Origin of the sequence: Variovorax sp. IB41 (assembly GCF_016405905.1) — a bacterium.
Taxonomy (GTDB): Bacteria; Pseudomonadota; Gammaproteobacteria; order Burkholderiales; family Burkholderiaceae_C; genus Variovorax.
On the sequence record NZ_JAEFCB010000001.1, the window covers coordinates 63825 to 84264 of the forward strand.

The 20440-nt window shown below is 68.7% G+C and carries 19 protein-coding genes and 2 pseudogenes; 16 read left to right on the forward strand and 5 right to left on the reverse strand.

Going from position 1 to position 20440, the window contains the following annotated elements; translation table 11 throughout:
- Window positions 1-53: 53 nt before the first annotated feature.
- Window positions 54-539 (forward strand): annotated as a pseudogene (locus JC881_RS32770) (YadA-like family protein); the annotation flags it as partial.
- Here JC881_RS32770 and JC881_RS00285 read toward each other — a convergent pair.
- A complete protein-coding gene (locus tag JC881_RS00285; protein WP_198783725.1) occupies window positions 527-1441 on the reverse strand; it encodes a LysR substrate-binding domain-containing protein in 915 nt (304 codons plus the stop codon). The pseudogene JC881_RS32770 and the gene JC881_RS00285 overlap by 13 nt on opposite strands.
- Window positions 1442-1519: 78 nt before the next feature.
- Between JC881_RS00285 and JC881_RS00290 the strand changes: the two genes are divergently transcribed.
- The 7 genes and pseudogenes from JC881_RS00290 (at window position 1520) to JC881_RS00320 (ending at window position 7985) form a co-directional block, all read left to right on the forward strand.
- Window positions 1520-2701, forward strand: a complete 1182-nt coding sequence (locus tag JC881_RS00290) for an MFS transporter (RefSeq protein ID WP_198783726.1) — start codon at window positions 1520-1522, stop codon at window positions 2699-2701.
- Window positions 2698-3318, forward strand: coding sequence for a pyridoxamine 5'-phosphate oxidase family protein (locus JC881_RS00295; protein ID WP_198783727.1), 621 nt, complete (start codon window positions 2698-2700; stop codon window positions 3316-3318). The genes JC881_RS00290 and JC881_RS00295 overlap by 4 nt, the downstream gene beginning before the upstream one ends.
- Before the next feature lie 4 nt (window positions 3319-3322).
- Window positions 3323-3767 (forward strand): annotated as a pseudogene (locus JC881_RS00300) (GNAT family N-acetyltransferase).
- 149 nt (window positions 3768-3916) lie between these two features.
- Window positions 3917-4612 carry a DUF3348 domain-containing protein gene (locus tag JC881_RS00305; RefSeq protein WP_198783728.1) on the forward strand — a complete coding sequence of 232 codons (696 nt, stop codon included), beginning with the start codon at window positions 3917-3919 and terminating at the stop codon, window positions 4610-4612.
- A 10-nt stretch (window positions 4613-4622) separates the two neighbouring features.
- Entirely contained in the window at window positions 4623-6740 is a 2118-nt protein-coding gene (locus tag JC881_RS00310; RefSeq protein ID WP_198783729.1) for a DUF802 domain-containing protein, read from the forward strand.
- On the forward strand, window positions 6740-7387 hold the full coding sequence (locus JC881_RS00315) for an OmpA family protein (protein WP_198783730.1): 648 nt from the start codon (window positions 6740-6742) through the stop codon (window positions 7385-7387). The genes JC881_RS00310 and JC881_RS00315 overlap by 1 nt, the downstream gene beginning before the upstream one ends.
- The gene (locus JC881_RS00320; protein ID WP_332875165.1) at window positions 7380-7985 is read left to right on the forward strand and encodes a DUF2894 domain-containing protein; all 606 of its coding nucleotides are present in this window, start codon (window positions 7380-7382) and stop codon (window positions 7983-7985) included. Before JC881_RS00315 ends, JC881_RS00320 begins: the two co-directional genes overlap by 8 nt.
- 15 nt (window positions 7986-8000) lie before the next feature.
- Here JC881_RS00320 and JC881_RS00325 read toward each other — a convergent pair whose 3' ends face one another.
- The 4 genes from JC881_RS00325 to JC881_RS00340 all read right to left on the reverse strand — a co-directional run bounded on the left by JC881_RS00325 (window position 8001) and on the right by JC881_RS00340 (window position 12033).
- Window positions 8001-8429: a hypothetical protein gene (locus JC881_RS00325; protein ID WP_233101465.1), complete on the reverse strand. Its 429-nt coding sequence runs from the start codon at window positions 8427-8429 to the stop codon at window positions 8001-8003.
- A gap of 7 nt (window positions 8430-8436) precedes the next feature.
- Window positions 8437-8793 carry a hypothetical protein gene (locus JC881_RS00330; RefSeq protein WP_198783732.1) on the reverse strand — a complete coding sequence of 119 codons (357 nt, stop codon included), beginning with the start codon at window positions 8791-8793 and terminating at the stop codon, window positions 8437-8439.
- A gap of 8 nt (window positions 8794-8801) precedes the next feature.
- Window positions 8802-10097, reverse strand: a complete 1296-nt coding sequence (locus tag JC881_RS00335) for an MFS transporter (RefSeq protein ID WP_198783733.1) — start codon at window positions 10095-10097, stop codon at window positions 8802-8804.
- A 70-nt stretch (window positions 10098-10167) separates the two neighbouring features.
- Window positions 10168-12033, reverse strand: coding sequence for a M48 family metallopeptidase (locus JC881_RS00340; protein ID WP_198783734.1), 1866 nt, complete (start codon window positions 12031-12033; stop codon window positions 10168-10170).
- Window positions 12034-12233: 200 nt separating this feature from the next.
- Here JC881_RS00340 and JC881_RS00345 point away from each other — a divergent pair, with 200 nt between their 5' ends.
- The 8 genes from JC881_RS00345 (at window position 12234) to JC881_RS00380 (ending at window position 20438) form a co-directional block, all read left to right on the forward strand.
- On the forward strand, window positions 12234-13055 hold the full coding sequence (locus tag JC881_RS00345) for an SDR family NAD(P)-dependent oxidoreductase (protein WP_198783735.1): 822 nt from the start codon (window positions 12234-12236) through the stop codon (window positions 13053-13055).
- A gap of 13 nt (window positions 13056-13068) precedes the next feature.
- Window positions 13069-13926, forward strand: coding sequence for a CmcJ/NvfI family oxidoreductase (locus JC881_RS00350; RefSeq protein WP_198783736.1), 858 nt, complete (start codon window positions 13069-13071; stop codon window positions 13924-13926).
- Between the two features lie 133 nt (window positions 13927-14059).
- Window positions 14060-15274, forward strand: coding sequence for a multidrug effflux MFS transporter (locus JC881_RS00355; protein ID WP_198783737.1), 1215 nt, complete (start codon window positions 14060-14062; stop codon window positions 15272-15274).
- Window positions 15275-15366: 92 nt separating this feature from the next.
- The gene (locus tag JC881_RS00360; protein WP_233101552.1) at window positions 15367-16722 is read left to right on the forward strand and encodes an MFS transporter; all 1356 of its coding nucleotides are present in this window, start codon (window positions 15367-15369) and stop codon (window positions 16720-16722) included.
- 20 nt (window positions 16723-16742) lie between these two features.
- Window positions 16743-17378 carry a paraquat-inducible protein A gene (locus JC881_RS00365; RefSeq protein ID WP_198783738.1) on the forward strand — a complete coding sequence of 212 codons (636 nt, stop codon included), beginning with the start codon at window positions 16743-16745 and terminating at the stop codon, window positions 17376-17378.
- Window positions 17375-18124, forward strand: a complete 750-nt coding sequence (locus JC881_RS00370) for a paraquat-inducible protein A (RefSeq protein ID WP_233101466.1) — start codon at window positions 17375-17377, stop codon at window positions 18122-18124. The genes JC881_RS00365 and JC881_RS00370 overlap by 4 nt, the downstream gene beginning before the upstream one ends.
- Window positions 18121-19788: a PqiB family protein gene (locus JC881_RS00375; RefSeq protein ID WP_198783739.1), complete on the forward strand. Its 1668-nt coding sequence runs from the start codon at window positions 18121-18123 to the stop codon at window positions 19786-19788. The genes JC881_RS00370 and JC881_RS00375 overlap by 4 nt, the downstream gene beginning before the upstream one ends.
- Window positions 19785-20438: a PqiC family protein gene (locus tag JC881_RS00380; RefSeq protein ID WP_198783740.1), complete on the forward strand. Its 654-nt coding sequence runs from the start codon at window positions 19785-19787 to the stop codon at window positions 20436-20438. Before JC881_RS00375 ends, JC881_RS00380 begins: the two co-directional genes overlap by 4 nt.
- Window positions 20439-20440: the final 2 nt, after the last annotated feature.

Below are 20440 nucleotides of genomic sequence, written 5' to 3' on the forward strand. Positions count from 1 at the left end.
CGGCGGTGTCGGTGGGCGACGCGGCCACGGGCCAGTTCCGCCAGATCACCGGCGTGGCGGCGGGCACGGCCGACAGCGACGCTACCAACGTCGCGCAGCTGCGCGCCACCACGGGCGCGGTGGCCGCGGGCAGCGTGCAGTACGGGGCCAACCCCGACGGCTCGGTCAACTACGGCCAGGTGACCCTGGGCAACGGCCAGGCGCCGGGCGGCACGCGCATCTCGAACGTGGCGCCGGGCATCGTGGCCAGCGACGCGGTCAACCTGGGCCAGCTGCAGGGCGTGCAGGGCCAGGTGCGCGACATCGCCCGCATCGCGTACTCGGGCGTGGCGATGGCCACCGCGATGAGTTCGCTGCCGCAGGCCATGACGCCGGGCAAGACGCTGATGTCGGTCGGCGTGGGCTACTACTCGGGCTACAGCGCCGTGGCCGTCGGCTTCTCGCAGCGTTCGGAGAGCGGCAGCTGGGTCTACAAGGTCAACGGCTCCTACAGCGGGCAGAAGTTCAACCTGGGGGTGGGGGTCGGCTACGAGTGGTAGCGGGTGGCGCGTGGTTCGGAGGAGGGCGCGAGCATCTCCTCGAACCACGTCGCCACGTGCTGCGCTTCGGGCGCGGCGTCGGGCGCGAGGCCGTAGTAGTAGCGGCTGAGCGTCATGCGCAGCGCGGGCAGCGGCGACTGCAGCCGGCCCGAGGCCAGGTCGTGTGACACGAGCGAGGTCGGCGCGAGCGCGATGCCCAGGCCATCGACCGCCGCCTGCAGCACGAAGTGCAGGTGGTCGAACTGCAGCCGGCCCGCGGGCTTCGCGCGCGGCGCGCCGACCTGCTTCTTCCAGGCGTCCCAATCGTCCTTGCGCGTGCGGGCCGAGAGCTGCACGTGCGATGCGAGCGCGCGCAGGTCGGCGAGCGGATGCGTCTTGAACAGGGCCGGTGCGCCGACCACCAGCACCTCGTCTTCGAGAAAGGGATGCACGTCGATGGAGGAGGGCCAGCCCTCGAGCCCGCGGCGCACCGCGATGTCGAAGCTGTCGGTGGCCTGTTCCGGCATCACCGTGCTCGTGATGACCTGCGGCTCGATGTCGGGGTGGCGCTCCACGAACGCCGGCAGGCGCGGAATCAGCCAGCGCACGGCGAACGAAGGCCGCACGTTGATCCGCACCGCGCGGGCCGGGCCTTGCGCCTGCAGCGCCTGGGCGGCTGCGTTGATCTGCGCCAGCGCCGGGCCGGCCTCGGCGAAGAACTGCTGGCCCTCCGCCGTCAGCGTGACCTGCCGGACGCGCCGCTCGAACAGCGCGACGCCCAGGCATTCCTCCAGGCTCTTGATCTGCCGGCTCACCGCGCTATGCGTGACGTGAAGCTCCTGCGCCGCGCGCGTGAAACTCTGGTGGCGGGCCGCGGCGACAAAGGCGCGCACGGCGTTCAGGGGCGGTTCTCGAAGCGGCATGTGTGCGATTTTCTCACGCATGCGGGGCGTTAATCTCGTTTGTCAGCCCGCCTTGCCGCGGCGCACCATGCGGTCTCGATGTCTTCAACGCCCCTCACACCTGCCCCCGCTCCCGCGCCCAGCGCCACCGACCTGAATTCCCGCCACGCAGCCATCGCGCTCGGGCTTTCACTGCCGGCCGACGTCGTTCTCTACCTGCTGCTGCCGATGTATGCCAGCCAGTTCGGCGTGACGCTGGCCGAGGCCGGCATGCTGCTGGCGGCCAACCGGCTGGTGCGCATCGCCGGCTACCGCTGGGTGGCGCGCTTCTATGCGCGCAACGGCGACCGGCCGACCTGCACCATCGCCGTCGTGGCGGCCGCCGTGTGCGGCGTGGGCTACGCGACGCTCTCGGGCTTCTGGGCGCTCTTGCCGTTGCGGTTGATGTGGGGGCTGTGCTTTGCGGCGCTCAATCTCTCGACACAGGCGCTGGCCACGGCCGACCCCATCGGCGCGGCGCGCCGCAATGGACGCTCGCGCGCGTTCATCGCCATGGGGCCGGTGATCGCGCTGCCGCTGGGCGCGTTGATGGCGCACTGGATCGGGCCGCGCGCGATCTTCGGCATCCTCGCGGTGTTCTCGCTGCTGGCGGTGTTCGCGGCCCGGCGGCTGCCCTCGGCGCCGCATCGCTCGCAGAAGCCCACGCGGCGCTTCCAGTGGCCCAACAGCCTGGACGGCTGGTCGTTCATGGAAGGGCTGGCGCTCGACGGGCTCTTCATCGTCGGCCTCTCCTACCTCGGCAAGGACCTGCTGCCGGGCGGCGCGGTGATCGTGGCCGGCCTGCTGATGGCGCTGCGCTACCTCGCGGAGATTTTCCTGAGCCCGGTTGGCGGGCATCTGGCCGAGCGCTTCGGCGCGGAGCGGCTGCTGGTGAGCCTGTCGCTCGTGACGGCCGTGGCGCTCGTGGGCTTCGGTCTCGGCTGGCTCTGGAGCTGCGCGGCGCTCATCGTGGTGTTGCGCGCCTTGCAGCTGCCCTTGCTGTCGCCCATCGTGGCGCGCCGCACGCCGGGGCCCGAGCGCGTGCAGGCGCTGGCCGCGCGCTCGGTGTGGCGCGACATCGGCGCCGGAGCGGGCCCGCTCATCGCGGGGCTGCTGCTGCCGGTCGCATCGCCGCCGTGGATCTACGGCATCGCCGCAGTGCTGCTGGCCATCATGGCGATCGCCTGCGGCCGGAATCCGTCGCCCCATCCGACACCTCACGCTCAAGAGCCAACGTCATGAACACTTCCCACGCCATCGAAACCGTCGCGCAGCTCGAGGCCTTGTTCGGTCAGCCGGGCGAGGCCTCGCTCAAGAAGGAAGTGGACTATCTGCATCCGGCTTACCAGGCGCTGATCGCCGCATCGCCCTTCGCGGTGCTCGCCACCACCGGCCCCGGCGGCCTCGATGCCTCGCCGCGCGGCGACCCGCCGGGCTTCGTGGTGGTGCAGGACGAGAAGACGCTGCTGCTGCCCGAGCGCCGCGGCAACAACCGCATCGACAGCCTGCGCAACATCGTGGCCGATCCGCGCGTGGCCTTGCTGTTCCTGATCCCCGGTGTGGGCGAGACGCTGCGCGTGAACGGAAGAGGGCGCATCACCGTCGCGCCCGACGTCATGGCGCGCTTCGCGGTGGAGGGCAAGCTGCCGCAATGCGTGATCGAGGTGCAGGTAGAGACGGTGTACTTCCAGTGCGCCCGCGCGATCCAGCGCTCCAAGCTCTGGGCGCCGGTGGCGGCGGATGCGAAGCGCGAGGTGCCGACGGCCGGGGCCATTCTTTCCGCGCTGACCGATGCGGCGTTCGACGGGGCGGCCTACGACCGTGAGCTGCCGGCACGGCAGCAGTCGACCTTGTACTGAGAGCATGGACAACCACATCACTTTTCGCACCGCGGCGCTGGCCGACCTGCCCGCCATCGTCGAGTTGCTGGCGAACGACGAACTGGGGCGCCGCCGGGAAATGACCGGGCCGACGCTGGACGCGCGATACCTCGCTGCGTTCAACGCGATCGAGGCCGATCCGAATCAGCAGCTCGCCGTTGCAGTGGACGGGGCGAACGCGGTGGTCGGCACGTTGCAGCTGTCGTTCATACCGGGCATCGCCCGCACGGGCGCATGGCGCGGCCAGATCGAGGCGGTCCGCATTGCAGAGGCGTTGCGCGGTTCGGGCGTGGGCCATTGCGCAGTGCAGGGCGCGCGGCTGCACGCTGGTGCAATTGACCACGGACAAGGGCCGGCCGGACGCGCACCGCTTCTACGAAAAACTCGGCTTCGTCGCGAGCCACGAAGGCTACAAGCTGGTTCTCTGAGCGCGTCTGAAAAGCTGCTTTCGAGCGCCGAACTGACCATTGTGTTTCGAATGTTCAGCAAGATGTCACGCAAAGCAACGGCCAGTGGCGGCAGGGCCTTCCAGGGGGAGTCGGCAGTGTAGACTGCCAGGTTTTTCCATCTGGCGGTAATGGTGCAAGTGTCAAGGCGCACAGGCTTCACCGGCTCGGCGCTGATTCGCTTGCTCGCTCGACTGACCGACATCGAAGTCCCCGAGCCCAAACAGGCTTTTGCGGATCGATTGAGTCAATGGCTCGGCTGGACCGATGCCATCTCCCTTTCTGCAGCGTTGAACGGCGGCGTGGCCGCCGTGCCTTCTGGCGCGCGCGCAGCCGGCAATCCCGAAGAACGCGAATGCGAGCGCGTGCGCAGCGCGATGGCCAACGCCATCGCGGAAGACATGCACAGCGTAGCCAAAGACAACGCCGCCGACTTCCCGGCCTATCGCCGGCGCTACCACGCGAGGCAGCAGGCCATGGCGGCGAGCATCGGCCCCTTGCGCGGCCGCCTGCGCTCGACGCTGGCGACGCGCTCGCCCGACATGGCGCGGCTCGCGGCGGTGGATGTGGTGATGGAACAGGTGCTGGGCGCGCAGGAGCATCGCCTGCTGGCGAGCGTGCCGGCGACGCTCGAGAAGCACTTCAAGCGCCTGAGCCGGGCGCATGCAAGCGCCGATGCAGATGCCAGCACCGAGGCTGACACCGAGGCCGAGCCCGGCGCATGGCTGGCCGTGTTCCGCAAGGACATGCACGACGTGCTGCTCGCCGAGATGGACGTCCGATTTCAACCGGTCGAAGGGCTGCTCGAAGCCCTTCGCGCGAGCTAACCAGAGTTTCATGACCCAACTTCTTCATCGCATCGTCTTCGTCGTCGGCCTGGCCGCGGTCTGCTGGGTCGGCATCGGGTACATCGGCTCGAACCCGCTGGCGTTGGCGATCACCGTGCTCATCGGCGCGTTCTACGTGGTCGGCGCGCTCGAGCTGCACCGCTTCGGGCAGGCCACGACCACGCTGGCCGGCGCCGTAGCGGACTTGACCGGGCCGCCGGCCACCCTGGGCGAATGGCTCGACAAGCTGCATCCGTCGCTGCGCAACGCGGTGCGCCTGCGCATCGAGGGCGAGCGCGTCGGCCTGCCCGGCCCGAGCCTCACGCCGTACCTCGCGGGCCTCTTGGTGCTGCTGGGCATGCTGGGTACTTTCCTCGGCATGGTGGTCACGCTGAACGGCACGGGCACCGCGCTGGAGAGCGCGTCGGACCTGCAGGCCATGCGCGCCTCGCTGGCCGCGCCGGTCAAGGGGCTGGGCGTGGCGTTCGGCACCTCGCTCGCTGGCGTGGCGACGTCGGCGACGCTGGGCCTTCTGTCGGCCCTCGCGCGCAGAGACCGGATGCAGACCGCGCAGTCGCTAGACAGCCGGATCGCCACCACCTTGCGCGTCTTCTCGCAGGCCCATCAGCGTGAAGAGTCCTTCAAGCTGCTGCAGCGCCAGAGCGAGGCGATGCCCGCACTGGTCGACCAGCTGCAACTGATGATGGCGACGATGGAGCGTCAGAGCCACGCCTTGAACGAGCGCCTGATTTCCAGCCAGGACAGCTTCCACGGCAAGGCCGAGTCCGTGTACGCGGGCCTGGCTTCGTCCGTCGGCCAGTCGCTGAAAGAGGGCCTTGCCGACAGCGCCCGCATCGCCGGCGCGACGATCCAGCCGGTGGTCGAAGCCACCATGGCCGGCATCGCGCGCGAGACGGCCGCGCTGCACGCCACCGTCGAGCAGAGCGTGCAACGGCAGCTCGACGGCCTCTCCACCCGCTTCGAGTCCAACACCGCCACCGTGGCGGACATCTGGAAGACGGCGCTCGCCGGTCAGCAACGCACGAGCGAGGCGCAAGCCAACGACCTGCGCGCCACGCTCGCGCAGTTCACGCAGACCTTTGAAGAGCGTTCGGCTTCGCTGGTGGACGGCGTTTCCACGCGCCTTGAAACCACGGTCGAGCGCGTGTCCGACAACTGGCGCAGCGCGCTCGCGCAGCACGAACGCGCGAGCGAAACGCTGTCGGGCGACACGCACCGCGCGCTCACGGCCGCCGCAGCCACGTTCGAACAGCACTCGGCATCGCTGCTGAAGACGGTGGGCCAGGCGCACACCGACCTGCAGAGCGAGATGGCATCGCGCGACCAGCAGCGCCTCGCCACCTGGACCCAGGCGCTCGAAGCGATGGCCGTGTCGCTCCAGCAGGAATGGCAACAGGCCGGTGCCCGCAGCGAAGCCCAGCAGCAGGAAATCTGCAAGACGCTGGCACAGACCGCCAACGACATCTCCGCCCAGAGCGAAGCGCACGCAAGGAGCACCATCGCCGAGATCGGCCAGCTCATGCAGGCCGCCTCCGAAGCGCCCCGCGCCGCGGCTGAGGTGATCGCCGAGCTGCGCCAGAAGCTCTCGGACAGCATGGCGCGCGACAACGCGATGCTCGACGAGCGCAGCCGCATCCTCGGCACATTGGAGACACTGCTCGATGCGGTGAACCACGCCTCCACCGAGCAGCGCAGCGCCATCGATGCGCTCGTGGCCACCTCGGCCGATCTGCTGGACCGCGTGGGCTCGCGCTTCACCGACAAGGTCGATGCGGAGACCGGAAAGATGGCCGATGTCGCCGCGCAGATCACCGGCAGCGCCGTCGAGGTGGCTAGCCTGGGCGAGGCCTTCGGCTTCGCCGTGAAGCTCTTCACCGAATCGAACGACAAGATGAGCGCGCACCTGCAGCGCATCGAAGGCGCGCTGGGCAAGTCGATCGCGCGCAGCGACGAGCAACTGGCGTACTACGTGGCACAGGCCCGCGAGGTCATCGACCTGAGCATCTCGTCGCAGAAGCAGATCGTCGAAGACCTGCAGCAGCTCGCCGTGCAGCGTGATCAGCGCGATCAACGCGATCACCGTGCGACAGCGGGCAGCGAAGCGTGATGACCGAGGACCTCGACGCCGGCACGGAAGCGACGGTCCCGGTCTGGGCCGTGTTCGGCGACCTGATGTCGGGCCTGCTCGGCGCCTTCGTGCTGATCCTGGTCTGCGTGATCGGCATGCAGCTCGAACTCGCGACCAAGCTCGAAACCGAGGTCAAGCAGCGCAAGGTCGAGGCCGAACGGCTGCAGACGCTCGAGCAGGCGCTGGCCGGGCCGCTCGCGGCGGGCCGGGTGACATTGAACAACGGCCGCATCGGCATCAGTGGCAGCGTGTTGTTCGCGCTGAACTCCGCCGAGCTGCAGCCCGAAGGCCGGCAACTGCTCAAGAGCCTGGCCGCGCCGCTCACCGCGTACCTGCAAGCCCGCGACGAGATCCTGATGGTGAGCGGCTTCACCGACGACCGACAGGTGCGCGGCGGCAACCGCCAGTTCGCGGACAACTGGGAGCTCTCGGCGCAGCGCGCCCTGACGGTGACCCGCACGCTGATCGAAGAGGGCATTCCGTCGTCCGCGATCTTTGCCGCGGCGTTCGGCGCCGAGCAGGCGGTGGCGTCGAATGCCGATGCCGATGGGCGCTCGAAAAATCGGCGCGTGGAGATGGCGCCCACGCCGAAGCGCTCCGACGCAAAGACAAAGCCGCGTGAGTAGCAGCGACGAATCCAACGGAATCGATGCAACGCTCGGCGCATGGCGCGAGCGCGGGGCGCATCGCCTCGACCCGGTCCGCTTCCATTTCATCGAGACGCTGGCCCGGCGCGCGGCGGACCACGGCGGGGAGGCGCGGCGCATCCTGGACGAAAAAGTCACCGCGCTGCTCGCAGCCTATGGCGACGATCTCGAAAAGATGCCGGATGCGCAAGCCACCGCGGTCAAGCCACCTGCGCACGGGCCGCTCGCGGAACTGACGGTCCACCTCGCGCAGCACGCATCGTCCGAGCGGATGGACCTGGCAACCCACGAGCTGAAGGTGCTCCCGTTTTTCCGGAGCACGTGGTCCAAGCTCAGCGCCGAACGGCGGCTCACGCAATCGCTGGCGAAGCTGCCGCAGAACGCCGGCCCGCTCAACTCGCACAACCTCGTGCATCAATCGCTCACGCTGATGCGAGAGCTCTCGCCCGAATACCTCAACCGGTTCGTGTCGTATGTCGATGCGCTGCTGTGGGTCGATCAGGCGAACGCCCCGGCGAGCAACGAAGCGCCGCGCGCCGAGGGCGGCAAGAAGACTGCGCGCAGCAAGTCCGGCTGACCCGCAGCGATCGGCTCAGCGGAGCGCTGCCCGGCGCCGCTCGCGCAGTCGCAACGCCAGCAGGCAAACCGTGGCCGCAAGCAACAGCGCCGCGGCAACGACTTCCGACAGGATCGTGAGGTTCGCCGTGCGGGTGTGCCAGGCCATCGGCGCCAGCGCATAGTGGCCGAGTCCGTCGAAGCCGAGCAGGGCATAGGCGGCGACAAGCAGAAGGCCCGTCATCACGAACCGCTTGCGGATGAGCAGGAACCCGAGCACCCCCACCGACGTGATGCCCACCCAGGCCGCATAGACCTTCGCGCTGGTGAGCGAAGCCGGAAGATTCGGGTACTCGCAGATGAACTCGGCGTTGTGGGTGAAATGTCCGAGGCTCGTCAGGAAGTACGCCACGGTCAGGACGGCGAGCAACTTGGGGAGGCCGGAGAGGCGAGGGGTTGAATTCATCCGGGCCCTACTTTTTTCGTGTGACTGGCACGTTCACGTTCCACTTCTGCAGCGTGGTGCCCACGGCGCGTGCGCAGGTGACCATGACGTTGCGTCCCGTCAGCCCGTAGCTCTTGGGTGTCCATCGGGTTTCGAGCGGGACGCTGCACCGCGGGACCAGGATTTTCATGTTCGGATCGAGCGCCACCCATCCGCTGTGCGTGCGCGCGTTCTCCTTCGCGACAAAATCGCGAGCCTCCTGCCGTATCTCGAAGAGGCCATGCATCTCGGCGGTGGAGCGGTCGGTTTCGATGCGCCACGCAGCGAAGCAGCGCGCCGACGCAAGCGACAGAAACAGCAGCAGCAAGGCGCGGCTGCTGTTCATCGCAGCGCTCAGGCCCGCCCCGCCGCCGCCTGCTCGGCCCGCGCATCGTGCCCGATGATCAGCACCAGCACGAACGCCACCGCGGACAGCAGCGCGAGAAAGATCACCGCGTAGATGTCGTTGCCCATGCGGTCCTTCAGCGCGCCGAAGATCGTCGGGCCGATGTAGCCGCCCAGGTTGCCGATGGAGTTGATCCACGCGATGCCGGCCGCGGCCGCGGTGCCGCTCAGGATGGCGGTGGGCAGCGTCCAGAACATCGGCAGCGCGCTGAAGATGCCGAATGCGGCGAGCGTCACGGCCGCCATCTTGGGCACCGGCGCGCTGGTTTCCGCGGCCGCGACGAGGCCCACGAAGATGCACGCGAGCGGGATCAGCAGGAACCACTTGCGCTCCTTCTTCGCATCGGAGGCGCGGGTCCAGAACACCATCGCGATGGCGCCGATCAGGTACGGAAAGGCGTTGATGAAGCCGATCTCCACGTTGCCCAGACCTCCGAAGCCCTTGATGATCTGCGGCAGGAAAAAGCTCAGGCCGTACAGCGGCACGGTGATGCCCATGTAGACGAACCCGAGGCCGATCACGCGCGGATTCAGCAGCGCCTGCTTCCATGAAATGGTGTGCAGCGCCTCGCGGCTGCGACGCTCGCCGTCGAGCGTGTGCTGCAGCCAGTCGCGCTCTTCGTTGGAGAGCCACTTCGCATCCTTCGGGCCATCGGGCAGGTAGAAGAGGATGAAGAAGGTCAGGATCAGCGAGGGAATCGCCTCCAGGATGAACAGCCACTGCCAGCCGTGCATGCCGCCCACGCCATCCATGTTGAGGATGTAGCCCGAAATCGGCGAACCGATCACCGTGGAGATCGGAATGGCGAACATGAACCAGCCCACGATGCGCGCGCGGTACGCCGCCGGAAACCACAGCGTGATGTAGAAGATCACGCCCGGAAAGAAACCGGCCTCGGCAATGCCGAGCAGGAAGCGCACGACGTTGAAGCTGGTCGAGCCGCCCACCCAGGCCTGGGCCGCGGAAAGAATGCCCCAGCTGAACATGATGCGGGCGATCCAGCGGCGTGCGCCGAAGCGCTCCAGCGCCATGTTGCTCGGCACCTCGAAGAGAAAGTACGCGAGGAAGAAGATGCCCGCCGCGCTGCCGAACACCGCGGCGGTGAAGCCCAGGTCCTTGGACATCGCCGACCCGGCAAAGCCCAGGTTCACGCGGTCCAGGTAGGCGATGAAGTAGCTGATCATCAAGAGCGGCAAGAGCCGCCAGCTGATCTTGGAGATGGTTCTCTGTTCGACGGGGTTCACGGTGTGCATGTCTCCTGTTATGTGAAGGTTTTGGTGGAGCCTGTCCGGTGACAGGTGATGGGAAAAATGCTCAGGAGGACGCCTGGTCCTCTTCTTTTTGCTGTGCCCTCATGACCTGGTGGCGTTGCCAGTAGTAGCCGACGGCGCCGCGGAAGTTGTCTTTCTGCTTGCCCAGGCCCGCCACCTTGACCTTGGTGGTGCGCGCGCCCAGCATGCCCTTGTCGTGGTGCGTGACGATCAGCGTGTCTCCGAAGCTGCCGTCCTTGTAGGTGAGGCCCTTCACCTCGTCCCACGCGATGGTCGAGCCGCCATCCGCGCTCGGGTGCAGGCCCGTGTAGTCGATCACGATGCGCTCGCCGTTCTTCAGCGCGAACTCGACCGGCGGAAAGTGCCGCAGCACCACGACGCGCTCTTCCTCGGTGGCGGGTTCGTAGCGGTAGGCCAGGGCCAGATCGTGGTTCTGCACGAAGCGCTGCTCGTACTCGCTCCACAGACGCTGCTCGATCGCGAGGGCCGTCTCGATGTCGTCGGCCCACGTCGCTTGCGGCGCGGTCGCGACGATGGCGCCGTACACGCTCTCGGGCACATGGTGGTCGACGTTGCGCATGCGTTCGAGCAGTGGTGGATGGCTGTCGTAGGGGTGGGGCACGTCGGCGGTCTTCATCGTCTCGATGAACGCCTCGGAGCTCGCGTAGGGCGGCAGCCCGTCGGCCACGAAGCTGGCAATGCCCAGCGCGCCGTCGTGCTGGCGGTTCTGCGCGAAGAGCTTCTGCTCGACGTCGTTGCGGTAGCTCGCGTAGGCCGAGATCTTGATGAGCGACTGCACGATGGCGCTGGGGGCCGTGAGGCTCGCCGACACGCGGTCGGCCTTGTACTCGCGCTCGCGGCTGTCGCGCGCCAGGGCGAACTCGAAGATCATGCGATACAGGCGCAGCAGGTAGTGCGCCACGATGGTGAGGCCGCCGCTGCGCATCTTCCAGGTGTACTGGTCGAACTGCCGAAGCTTCGGGCCGAGCGCCGCGCTGCTGCGGGTGTCGCCGCCGCCCAGGTGGGCCAGCTCGTGCGCGAGCACCGCATCGGCTTCCGATTGATCGAGCACGCGCAGCAGCGGAAGGCTCACGAAGAGCGTGCGGCCTTGCAGCGTGCGGCCGCCGACTTCGATGGGCGCTTCGGTCACGAAGAAATTGGTGTCGATGCCCGCGACGATCTGGTCGGGCGGCGCGGTCTGCACGCGGCCCGCGAGCTGGCGGATGCGCTCCCACAGGCGCGGCGCGTCGCCCTCGGCGATGAGCTCGCCGTCGATCGCGTTGACCGAGGGCAGCTTCTTGAACAGCGTGTACACCGCATAGAACACGGCCGCCGCCGCCGCCACGCCGGCGATGATGATGAGCTTGACGTAGTAGCTGTGCCAGAAGAAGGCGGTGAGCCAGAACGAGAGCCACACCAGCATCGCGCTCTGCAGCACGACCTCGATGGCGCTGGAGACGGTCATGAGCCGCCATCCCGCCACGAAGCTTGCGTAGCGCAGGCCCCGATTGGCGAAGGCCAGCGCGCCCAGCACGAGGGCCGCCGCGAGCAGCGCCGCGCCGAGCGCCAGCGTCCAGAGGGCGGCGCGGTCGGCCCAGTGGAACTGCCACTGCATCGAGTAAGGGCTGCACACCTTGTCGTGGAAATTCCTGTCTTCCGGCGCAGTGGCGTCGCAGGCCTTGGAGAGCGGGTGGCTGCGGTAGAACGCGGTGGCTTGCGCCTTGTCGTCGGCCGAGAGACGGGCATCGGAGCCGATGCGCTTTTCGATCGACTGCAGGAACTCGGCGTCCTGCGAGCGCAGTGCGTACTCGGTGAAGACCAGCGTCGCCGCCGGAATGGCGAAGAGCGACACGAGGGTCAGAAGAAACACGCGAAGCAGATCGGCATGGATCGTTCGGGCGAAGGCCATGGGTAACTCCTCCTGGAAGGCAGATGCTGTGAGTTGTTGTGGAAGCGGTCCGGGAAGCCGATAGCGTAGCCGCCGATCGTGTCGCTGGGAAATCCGGGGCCGCGTCAAGCATGTGCGACTGCCGACCAGCCGGCAAATAAGGTTATCGCTTTTGCATCGTTCCACGGCCCGCAGCGCAGGTATAGCCTTCGGCGTCACGTATGCCTCCAAACACGCCTCCCACCACGCCTCCCACCTCTGCACCATCCCCTGTTTCTCCCTCGGGTTCGAGCCCGTCCCCGGTGGCCTGGATCGCCGGTGTCGGCGCCAGCGCGGGCCTGGGCGCAGCGCTCGCGCGGCGCTTCGCGGCCGAGGGATTTCTCGTCGCGCTGACCGGCCGCACCCAGGCCCAACTGGCCGCGGTGGCGGCCGAAATTGAAGCCGCCGGCGGGCGCGCCCAGGTGTTCGCCGGCGACGTCGCCAGCGAGGCCGAAATCCACGGCATCGCGCAGCGCGTGAAGGCGCTGGGCCCGCTTTCGGTGGCGATCTTCAATGCCTCGAGCGCGGTGCGCGCGCCGACGCTGGAGATCTCGGTCGACCAGTTCACGCAGGCCTGGCGCACCAGCGCGCTGGGCGGTTTCATCTTCGCGCGCGAAGCGCTGCAGGGCCTGCTGGCCAACGGCTTCGAGGCCACCGCACCGCGGGCGCGCGGCAGCCTGCTTTTCACCGGCGCCACCGCGGCGCTGCGCGGCAAGCCGCCGTTCGCCGCCTTCGCAGCGGCCAAGGCCAGCCTGCGTTCGCTCAGCCAGAGCCTCGCGCGCGAGTTCGGGCCAGAGGGCATTCACGTGGCGCACGTGGTGATCGATGGCGGCATCGACGGCGAGCGCCTGCGCAGCAACGCACCCCAGCGCGTGGCGCAGGCGGGCGACGATGGCCTGCTGCAGCTGGACGCCATCGCCGAGAACTACTGGCAGCTGCATGTGCAGCACCGCAGCGCGTGGACGCAGGAACTCGACCTGCGCCCGTTCAAGGAACCCTTCTGAGGAGTCATGCCGCATGGGCACCGCATCGAACGGCCACCTGGTGGCCGCCACGCTTTCCTCGGTGGAGGGCGAGCTCAATTACCTGAAGGCGGGGCAGGGCAGGCCGGTGAGCTACACCTTCGAGCCGCCGCCGGGCGTGCCCTGGGTGACCGGCGAGCTGGAGCCGCGCCGCGTGGCGATCCGCGACGGCCGCCCGCTCGTGGCGCTGCACGAGCTCTCGCTCGACCGCAGCGGCTTCACGCAGATCTCGCACCGCAGCGTGGTGGCCGACTTTTCGCACGATGCGACCATCCGCGACATCTACTACCGCGAGGCCGAGGCGCTGCTGCGCGACGTGACGGGCGCCGAGAAAATCGTGGTCTTCGACCACACGCTGCGCGACAGCGCGCAAGGCTCGCGCCGCACGGCCGAACTGCGGGAGCCCGTGCGCCGGGTGCACAACGACCAGACCTTCGTCTCCGCGCCGCGCCGCGTGCGCGACCACCTGCCGCCCGACGAAGCCGAGGAGCGCCTGAAGCACCGCTTCGCCATCGTCAACCTGTGGCGCCCGCTCGCGACGGTGGAGCGCCTGCCGCTCGCGCTGTGCGATGCGCGCTCCATCGCGTTCGAGGACATGGTGCCCAGCGACCTGGTCTACCCCGACAGGGTGGGCGAGACCTATTCCTTCACCTGGAACCCGAAGCACCAGTGGTACTGGTTCCCGAGGCTGCGGCCCGACGAGGCGCTGCTGCTGAAGATCTACGACTCGCGCGAGGACGGCACCGCGCGCTTCACCGCGCACACCGCGTTCGAAGACCCGACCGGCGCCCGCGAAGCACCGCCGCGCCGCAGCATCGAGCTGCGGGCACTCGTGTTCTGGCCGGCCGCCTGAGTACGAAGTTCGTACGCCGCACGCACCGCGGCCTGCCAGTCGATTCTTTCGCCTGAATTAGTGCGGGCGCGCGGCCATGGGGCGCCCGACCCCACGCCTGCGCCGATCGCCTGGCTTGGCGACAATCGGGGCAATGCGTTCTTCCCCCTTCTTCAAGATGGCCCTCTTGCTGGGCCTGCTTTCGGCCATCGGGCCCTTCGCCATCGACATGTACCTGCCCGCGCTCCCCGCCATCGGGCAGAGCCTGCGCGCCGACATCGGCGCGGTGCAGATGAGCCTCACGGCGTTCTTTCTTTCGCTGGGCGCGGGCCAGCTGCTCTACGGGCCGATCTCCGACATGGTCGGGCGCAAGCCGCCTCTCTATGCCGGGCTGGTGCTCTTCGCAGTGGCCAGCGTGGGCTGCGCCTTGGCCACCGACATCCAGACGCTGATCGCGCTGCGCTTCATCCAGGGCCTGGGCGCCGCGGCCGGCATGGCGATTCCGCGCGCGGTCGTGCGCGACCTGCACACGGGCACCGACGCGGCGCGGCTGATGTCGCTCCTGATGCTGGTGTTCAGCGTGTCGCCGATCCTCGCGCCGCTCGCGGGCAGCGCGGTCATCGCCGTGGCCGGCTGGCGCGGCGTGTTCTGGGCGGTGACCATCGCTGCCGTGGCGGGCCTCGCGATGATGGTCAAGCTGCTCGACGAAACCCGGCCCGCCTCGGAGCGCGTCGAAAGCAGCCTGGGCAGCGCGCTCTCGGCCTACTGGCTGCTGCTGCGCGATTCGCACTACCTCGGGCTCGTGTTCATCGGCAGCTTCGCGATGGCGGGCTTCTTCACCTACCTGGCCAATTCGTCGTTCGTGATGATCGACCACTACGGCCTCTCGCCCGCGCTCTACAGCGTGGCCTTCGGCGTGAATGCCGCGGCCTTCATCGGCGCATCGCAGTTCACGGGTTCGCTCGGCGAGCGCTACGGGCTCGTCAACCTCGTGAAGTTCGGCGTGGCCTGCTGCGGCGCCGCGATGGTGGCGATGTTCGCGTACTTCGCCATGGGCGGCGACAGCATCTGGGTGCTCATCGTCCTGTATTTCATCGCCTCGGGCTTCATGGGCCTGGTGATCCCGACCACCGGCGTGCTCGCGCTGGAGATGCACGGCGCCATCGCGGGCACCGCCTCTGCGCTGCTCGGCACGCTGCAGATGCTGACGGGCGCACTCGCCATGGCGGTGGTGGGCTTCTTCACCGATGGCCGCCCGCTGCCGATGGTCGCCGGCATGGCCGCAGGCGCATTGATCGCGCTGGTGCTGACCTGGCTCACGCTGGGCAGCGTGCGCTCGGAACCCACACGAAGGACGCAGGAAGCGTGAGCTCGATACATCCAGGCGCCGCGTTGGCAAGCGCCGAAGAAAGCACCCTGAAACCCATCGACGGGCTGGCTTCGCCCGCGCGCGGCTGGGCCATGCTGGTCATCATCCTCGGGCTGATCGTGGCGGTGCTCGACGGCACCATCGTCAACCTCGCGCTCCCGGGCATCGCGCGCGAGCTGCAGGCCAGCCCCTCGGAGGCGATCTGGGTGGTCAACGCCTACCAGATCGCCACGCTGGTGATGCTGCTGCCGCTGGCCTCGCTCGGCGACCTGGTGGGCTACCGGCGCGTGTACCTCGTGGGCATGGCGGTGTTCGCGCTGTCGTCGCTGGCCGCGACTTTCGCCAACTCGCTCGGCACGCTGATCGCGGCGCGTGCGTTCCAGGGCCTGGGCGCGGCGGGGATCATGAGCGTCAACGCGGCGCTGGTGCGCCTCACGTACCCCTCGTCGCAACTGGGCAAGGGCATGGCCATCAATTCGCTGGTGGTCGCCACGTCTTCGGTGGCCGGGCCCTCGGTGGCGGCGGCGATTCTCTCGGTGGCTTCGTGGCCGTGGCTCTTCGCAATCAACGTGCCACTGGGCATCGTCACCTTCGCGCTGGGCATGAGGGCGCTGCCGTTCAACCGCGTGGCGCCGGCGGCGGGGCTCCGGTTCTCGCCCGTGGACGTGACGCTCAACGTGCTGATGTTCTCGCTGGTGTTCCTGGGCGTGGACCGGCTGGGCGTGCGCGAGGGTGGCGTGGACGGGGGCGGCTCGCACTGGTCCGCCTGGGTCATTCTGGTGGCCGGGCTGGCGGTGGGCTTCGTCTACCTGCGGCGCCAGCGCACGCAGGCGGTGCCGCTTTTCCCCATCGACCTGTTGCGCATTCCGGTCTTCGCGCTGTCCATGGGCACCTCGGTGGCCGCGTTCTGCGCGCAGATGCTGGCCTACATCGCGCTGCCGTTCCTGCTGCTCGATGTGTACGGCCGCAGCCACATCGAGGCGGGCCTGCTCATCACCGCGTGGCCGCTGGCCATCGTGGTGATGGCGCCCATCGCGGGGAAGCTGATCGGCAAGTATCCGGATGGCCTGCTCGGCGGCATCGGCCTGGGTTTACTGGCGGCGGGCCTCGCGCTGCTGGCCGCGCTGCCGGCGCATCCGGGCAATGCCGACATCGCCTGGCGCATGGCGCTGTGCGGGCTGGGCTTCGGGCTGTTCCAGTCGCCCAACAACCACACCATCGTCAGCTCGCCGCCCGCGCACCGAAGCGGTGCGGCCAGCGGCATGCTGGGCACGGCCCGGCTCACGGGCCAGACCCTGGGCGCCGTGGTGCTGGCGGGGGTCTTCAGCGTCTGGAGCCCGCACGGCGGGCATGGCCCGGTGGTGGCGCTGGTGCTGGCCGCCTGCTGCGCGGCGGTGGCGGCGGTCTTCAGCAGTCTGCGATTGAAGACGACAAACCCGCACCACTGAATAGGGTAGGGTACGACCCCATGAAGGAAGTACCTGACACGGTGGTCTGCCCGGGTTGCGACGCGGTCTACGCCCGCACGCCCCTCGCGCCGCGCGACGTGGCCCGCTGCCCGCGCTGCGGCACCGAGCTGGACAGGCACCCCGGCGCGCAGCAGCAGCGCATCCTGCCGCTCACGGTGACCAGCCTCATCATGTTCGCCATCGCCAACCTGTTTCCGATCGTGGAGATCGAGCTGCGGGGCCTCACCAGCCAGACCACGCTGGCCGGCGCGGTGGTGGTGCTGGCGGGCGAGGGCATGTCGGTGGTGGCGCTGCTGGTGCTGGCCACGACCATCCTCTTTCCGCTGCTGCAGCTGTGCATCCTGGCGTACCTCCTGATTCCGCTGCGCCGCGAGCACCGCCCGCTGGGCTTCGCGCTGCTGGTGCGCATGATGCAGTCGCTGCGCCCGTGGGGAATGATCGAGGTGTTCCTGCTCGGCGTGCTGGTGGCCATCGTCAAGCTATCGAGCATGGCGACCGTGGTGCCGGGGCCGGCGCTCTGGGCCTTCATGGCGCTCACGGTCACGCTGACGGCGGTGCTGTCGTTCAACCCGGGGGCGTTCTGGGAGATGACCTACCGTGCCGCCGGGGATGAGGAGAAGGAGGCTTCCGCATGAGGCTCTTTCCCCGTTCCTTTCGCTTTCGCAGAACGCGCGAACCGGTGCCGGCCGATGAAGCGCACCACCTGCACGATCACGACCACGACGCGCCCGTCGCCACCGCCGCATCGCTCGGCCTGCTGGCCTGCCCGCACTGCGCGGCCGTCTGGCAGAACGCCGAGGAGGGCGATGCCTGCGGCCGCTGCGGCACGCACCTGCACACGCGAAAGCCCCAGAGCCTCACACGCACCTGGGCCTTCCTGATCGCGGCCTGCATCATGTACATCCCGGCGAACCTGCTGCCGGTGATGATCACGCGCACGCTCTTCGGCGCGCAGTACGACACCATCCTGAGCGGGGTGATCTATTTCTGGGTGTCGGGGGCCTACGGGCTGGCCGCCATCGTCTTCATCGCGAGCTTCCTGGTGCCGCTGTTCAAGCTGGCGGTGCTCTTCTTGCTTGTGGTGACGGCCCAGCGCGGCAGCAGCTGGCGGCAGCACGAGCGGGCGAAGCTCTATCACATCATCGAGATCATCGGGCGCTGGTCGATGCTCGACGTGTTCGTGGTGTCGCTGCTGACCGGGCTGGTGCAGATCCAGGGCTTCGCGGTCATCACCGCGGGCGTGGGCATCGCGGCCTTCGGCTCGGTGGTGGTGCTGACCATGCTGGCCTCGCTGAGCTTCGACCCGAAGCTCACCTGGGACAGCAAGGAGGCGCAGGCGGTGCAAGAGAGTTTCGAGAACAGGGAAGAACAAGCAGCATGAGTGAAGAAGATCCGCAACCGCAAGACAAACCGGCGCCTTCCGCGCCCCCATCTGCGCCCCCATTGCCCAAACCCCAGGTCAAGCGCCGCCGCGAATGGCTGCCCTCGCTGATCTGGCTCATCCCCATCGTGGCCGCGCTCGTGGGCGTGACGCTGGTCGCGCGCATCCTGCTGGAGCGTGGGCCCGAGATCGTGCTCACCTTCAAGACCGCCGAGGGCCTGGAGGCGGGCAAGACGGCGGTGAAATACAAGGACGTGCAGATCGGCCTCGTGCAGAGCCTGCGCCTGGCGCGCGACCGCTCGCACGTGCGCGTGCTGGTGCAGCTGAACAAGGACGCCGACGGCTTCACCGCGCAAGACTCGCGCTTCTGGGTCGTGCGGCCGCGCCTGGACACCTCGGGCATCTCGGGCCTGGGCACGCTGCTGTCGGGCGCCTACATCGGCGCCGACGCGGGCACCGCGACCGAGACGGCCGGCGAATTCACCGGGCTGGAGACGCCGCCCATCGTCACGCGCGACGCCTCGGGCCAGCAGTTCCTGCTGCGTGCGACCGACATCGGCTCGCTCGACGTGGGCTCGCCCGTGTACTTCCGCCGCATCAAGGTCGGCCAGGTGGCCGCGTACGAACTGGACGGCGACGGCCGCGGCGTCACGCTGCGCGTGTTCGTCAATGCGCCCTACGACAAGTTCGTGGGCGTCAACACGCGCTTCTGGCAGGCCAGCGGCATCGATGCGCAGCTGAGCGCCAGCGGCTTCACGCTGCGCACGCAGTCGCTCGCGACCATCCTGCTCGGCGGCATCGCGTTCCAGGCGCCCGAAGACGCGATGGGGCCGCTCGCCAAGGAAAACACCGCCTTCATGCTGGCGCAGGACGAAGCCGCGGCCATGAAGGAGCCCGACGGGCCGTCGCAGACATTGCTGATGTACTTCAACCAGTCGCTGCGCGGCTTGGTGCCCGGCGCGCCGGTCGATTTCCGCGGCGTGGTGATCGGCGAGGTCAAGTCCATCGGCGTGGAGTTCGACCGCGCCGAGCGCGAGTTCCGCATGCCGGTGCTGGTGCAGGTCTACCCCGACCGCCTGCGCCGCCGCGAGAACGGGCAGCCCCCGGGCGCCGAGTCGCGCGTCACGCAGCAGGAGCGCCTGCGCTTCCTGGCCGAGAAGGGATTGCGCGCGCAGCTGCGCAACGGCAACCTGCTGACCGGCTCGGTCTATGTGGCGCTCGACTTCTTCCCGAAGGCGCCGCCCGCCAAGATCGACCTGGCCAAGAGCCCGATCGAGTTGCCCACGATGCCCAACAGCCTCGACGAGATCCAGTCGCAGGTGCAGGAAATCGCGAGCAAGCTCAACAAGGTGCCCTACGAGCAGATTGCCGCCGACCTGCGCACCACGCTCGCCACGCTCAACAAGACGCTCACCAGCGCCGAGCAGACCGTCACGCGCATCAACAACGACGTGACGCCCGAGCTGGCCGCAGCCATGAAGGACGTGCGCAAGACCGTCAACACGGCCGAGCGCACGCTGGCCGACGACTCGCCGCTGCAACAGGACATGCGCCAGACGCTGCAGGAGCTGACCCGCGCCGCGGGCTCGGTGCGCGTGCTGACCGACTACCTGGAGCGCCATCCCGAGTCGCTGCTGCGCGGCAAACCGGACGACAAGAAATGATGAAGAACTTCGCTTTCGGGAAACCCGCGCTAGCCGTTGCAGCCGCGCTGCTGGCGCTCGTCGGCTGTGCGAGCAAGCCCGACAACTACTACACGCTCGCGAGCCCGGTCGCGGCCGCCGATGCGGCACCGTCGACGCTGGGCAGCCCCGCGCCGCTCTACGTCGAGCTCGCGCCGGTCGCGGTGCCCGAGCGCTTCGCACGGCCGCAGATGGTGGTGCGCCGACCGGGCGGCAGCGTGCAGGTCGAGGTGCTGGAGCAGCACCGCTGGGCTTCGTCGTTCGAGAACGAGCTGCGCGATGCGCTCGCGAGCAACATTTCCGCGCGGCTCGGCGCACTCGACGTGACCAAGGGCGGACGGCAGACCTCGCAACCGGTCTGGCGCATCGCGGTGCAACTGCGGCAGTTCGATGCGGTCGATGGCGGGCGCGTCGATGCGAGCTTCAGCTGGACGCTCCGCCGCTCCGACGAGGCGCGCACTGTTGTCTGCCAGCTGAACGTCGGCGAACCGGTCGGCAGCGGCATGGACGCCGTGGCGCAAGGCGCCCAGCGCGTAACGGCCGCGGCGGCCGCGGCCATGGCGCGCAGCGTGAGCGCGGCGCGTGCGAACCCGGCTTCCACGGCCTGCGCGAACGGCCAGATGAACGGATAGCG

Bases quoted from the DNA above. Each gene is read 5' to 3' on its own strand.
- JC881_RS00330 (WP_198783732.1), bottom strand. From the start codon at position 8,793: ATGAACAGCAGCCGCGCCTTGCTGCTGCTGTTTCTGTCGCTTGCGTCG.
- JC881_RS00355 (WP_198783737.1), top strand. From the start codon at position 14,060: ATGCGTTCTTCCCCCTTCTTCAAGATGGCCCTCTTGCTGGGCCTGCTT.
- JC881_RS00315 (WP_198783730.1), top strand. From the start codon at position 6,740: ATGACCGAGGACCTCGACGCCGGCACGGAAGCGACGGTCCCGGTCTGG.
- JC881_RS00290 (WP_198783726.1), top strand. From the start codon at position 1,520: ATGTCTTCAACGCCCCTCACACCTGCCCCCGCTCCCGCGCCCAGCGCC.
- JC881_RS00380 (WP_198783740.1), top strand. From the start codon at position 19,785: ATGATGAAGAACTTCGCTTTCGGGAAACCCGCGCTAGCCGTTGCAGCC.
- JC881_RS00360 (WP_233101552.1), top strand. From the start codon at position 15,367: ATGCTGGTCATCATCCTCGGGCTGATCGTGGCGGTGCTCGACGGCACC.
- JC881_RS00345 (WP_198783735.1), top strand. From the start codon at position 12,234: ATGCCTCCAAACACGCCTCCCACCACGCCTCCCACCTCTGCACCATCC.
- JC881_RS00340 (WP_198783734.1), bottom strand. From the start codon at position 12,033: ATGGCCTTCGCCCGAACGATCCATGCCGATCTGCTTCGCGTGTTTCTT.
- JC881_RS00365 (WP_198783738.1), top strand. From the start codon at position 16,743: ATGAAGGAAGTACCTGACACGGTGGTCTGCCCGGGTTGCGACGCGGTC.
- JC881_RS00375 (WP_198783739.1), top strand. From the start codon at position 18,121: ATGAGTGAAGAAGATCCGCAACCGCAAGACAAACCGGCGCCTTCCGCG.
- JC881_RS00310 (WP_198783729.1), top strand. From the start codon at position 4,623: ATGACCCAACTTCTTCATCGCATCGTCTTCGTCGTCGGCCTGGCCGCG.
- JC881_RS00325 (WP_233101465.1), bottom strand. From the start codon at position 8,429: ATGAATTCAACCCCTCGCCTCTCCGGCCTCCCCAAGTTGCTCGCCGTC.
- JC881_RS00285 (WP_198783725.1), bottom strand. From the start codon at position 1,441: ATGCCGCTTCGAGAACCGCCCCTGAACGCCGTGCGCGCCTTTGTCGCC.
- JC881_RS00295 (WP_198783727.1), top strand. From the start codon at position 2,698: ATGAACACTTCCCACGCCATCGAAACCGTCGCGCAGCTCGAGGCCTTG.
- JC881_RS00370 (WP_233101466.1), top strand. From the start codon at position 17,375: ATGAGGCTCTTTCCCCGTTCCTTTCGCTTTCGCAGAACGCGCGAACCG.
- JC881_RS00305 (WP_198783728.1), top strand. From the start codon at position 3,917: ATGGTGCAAGTGTCAAGGCGCACAGGCTTCACCGGCTCGGCGCTGATT.
- JC881_RS00350 (WP_198783736.1), top strand. From the start codon at position 13,069: ATGGGCACCGCATCGAACGGCCACCTGGTGGCCGCCACGCTTTCCTCG.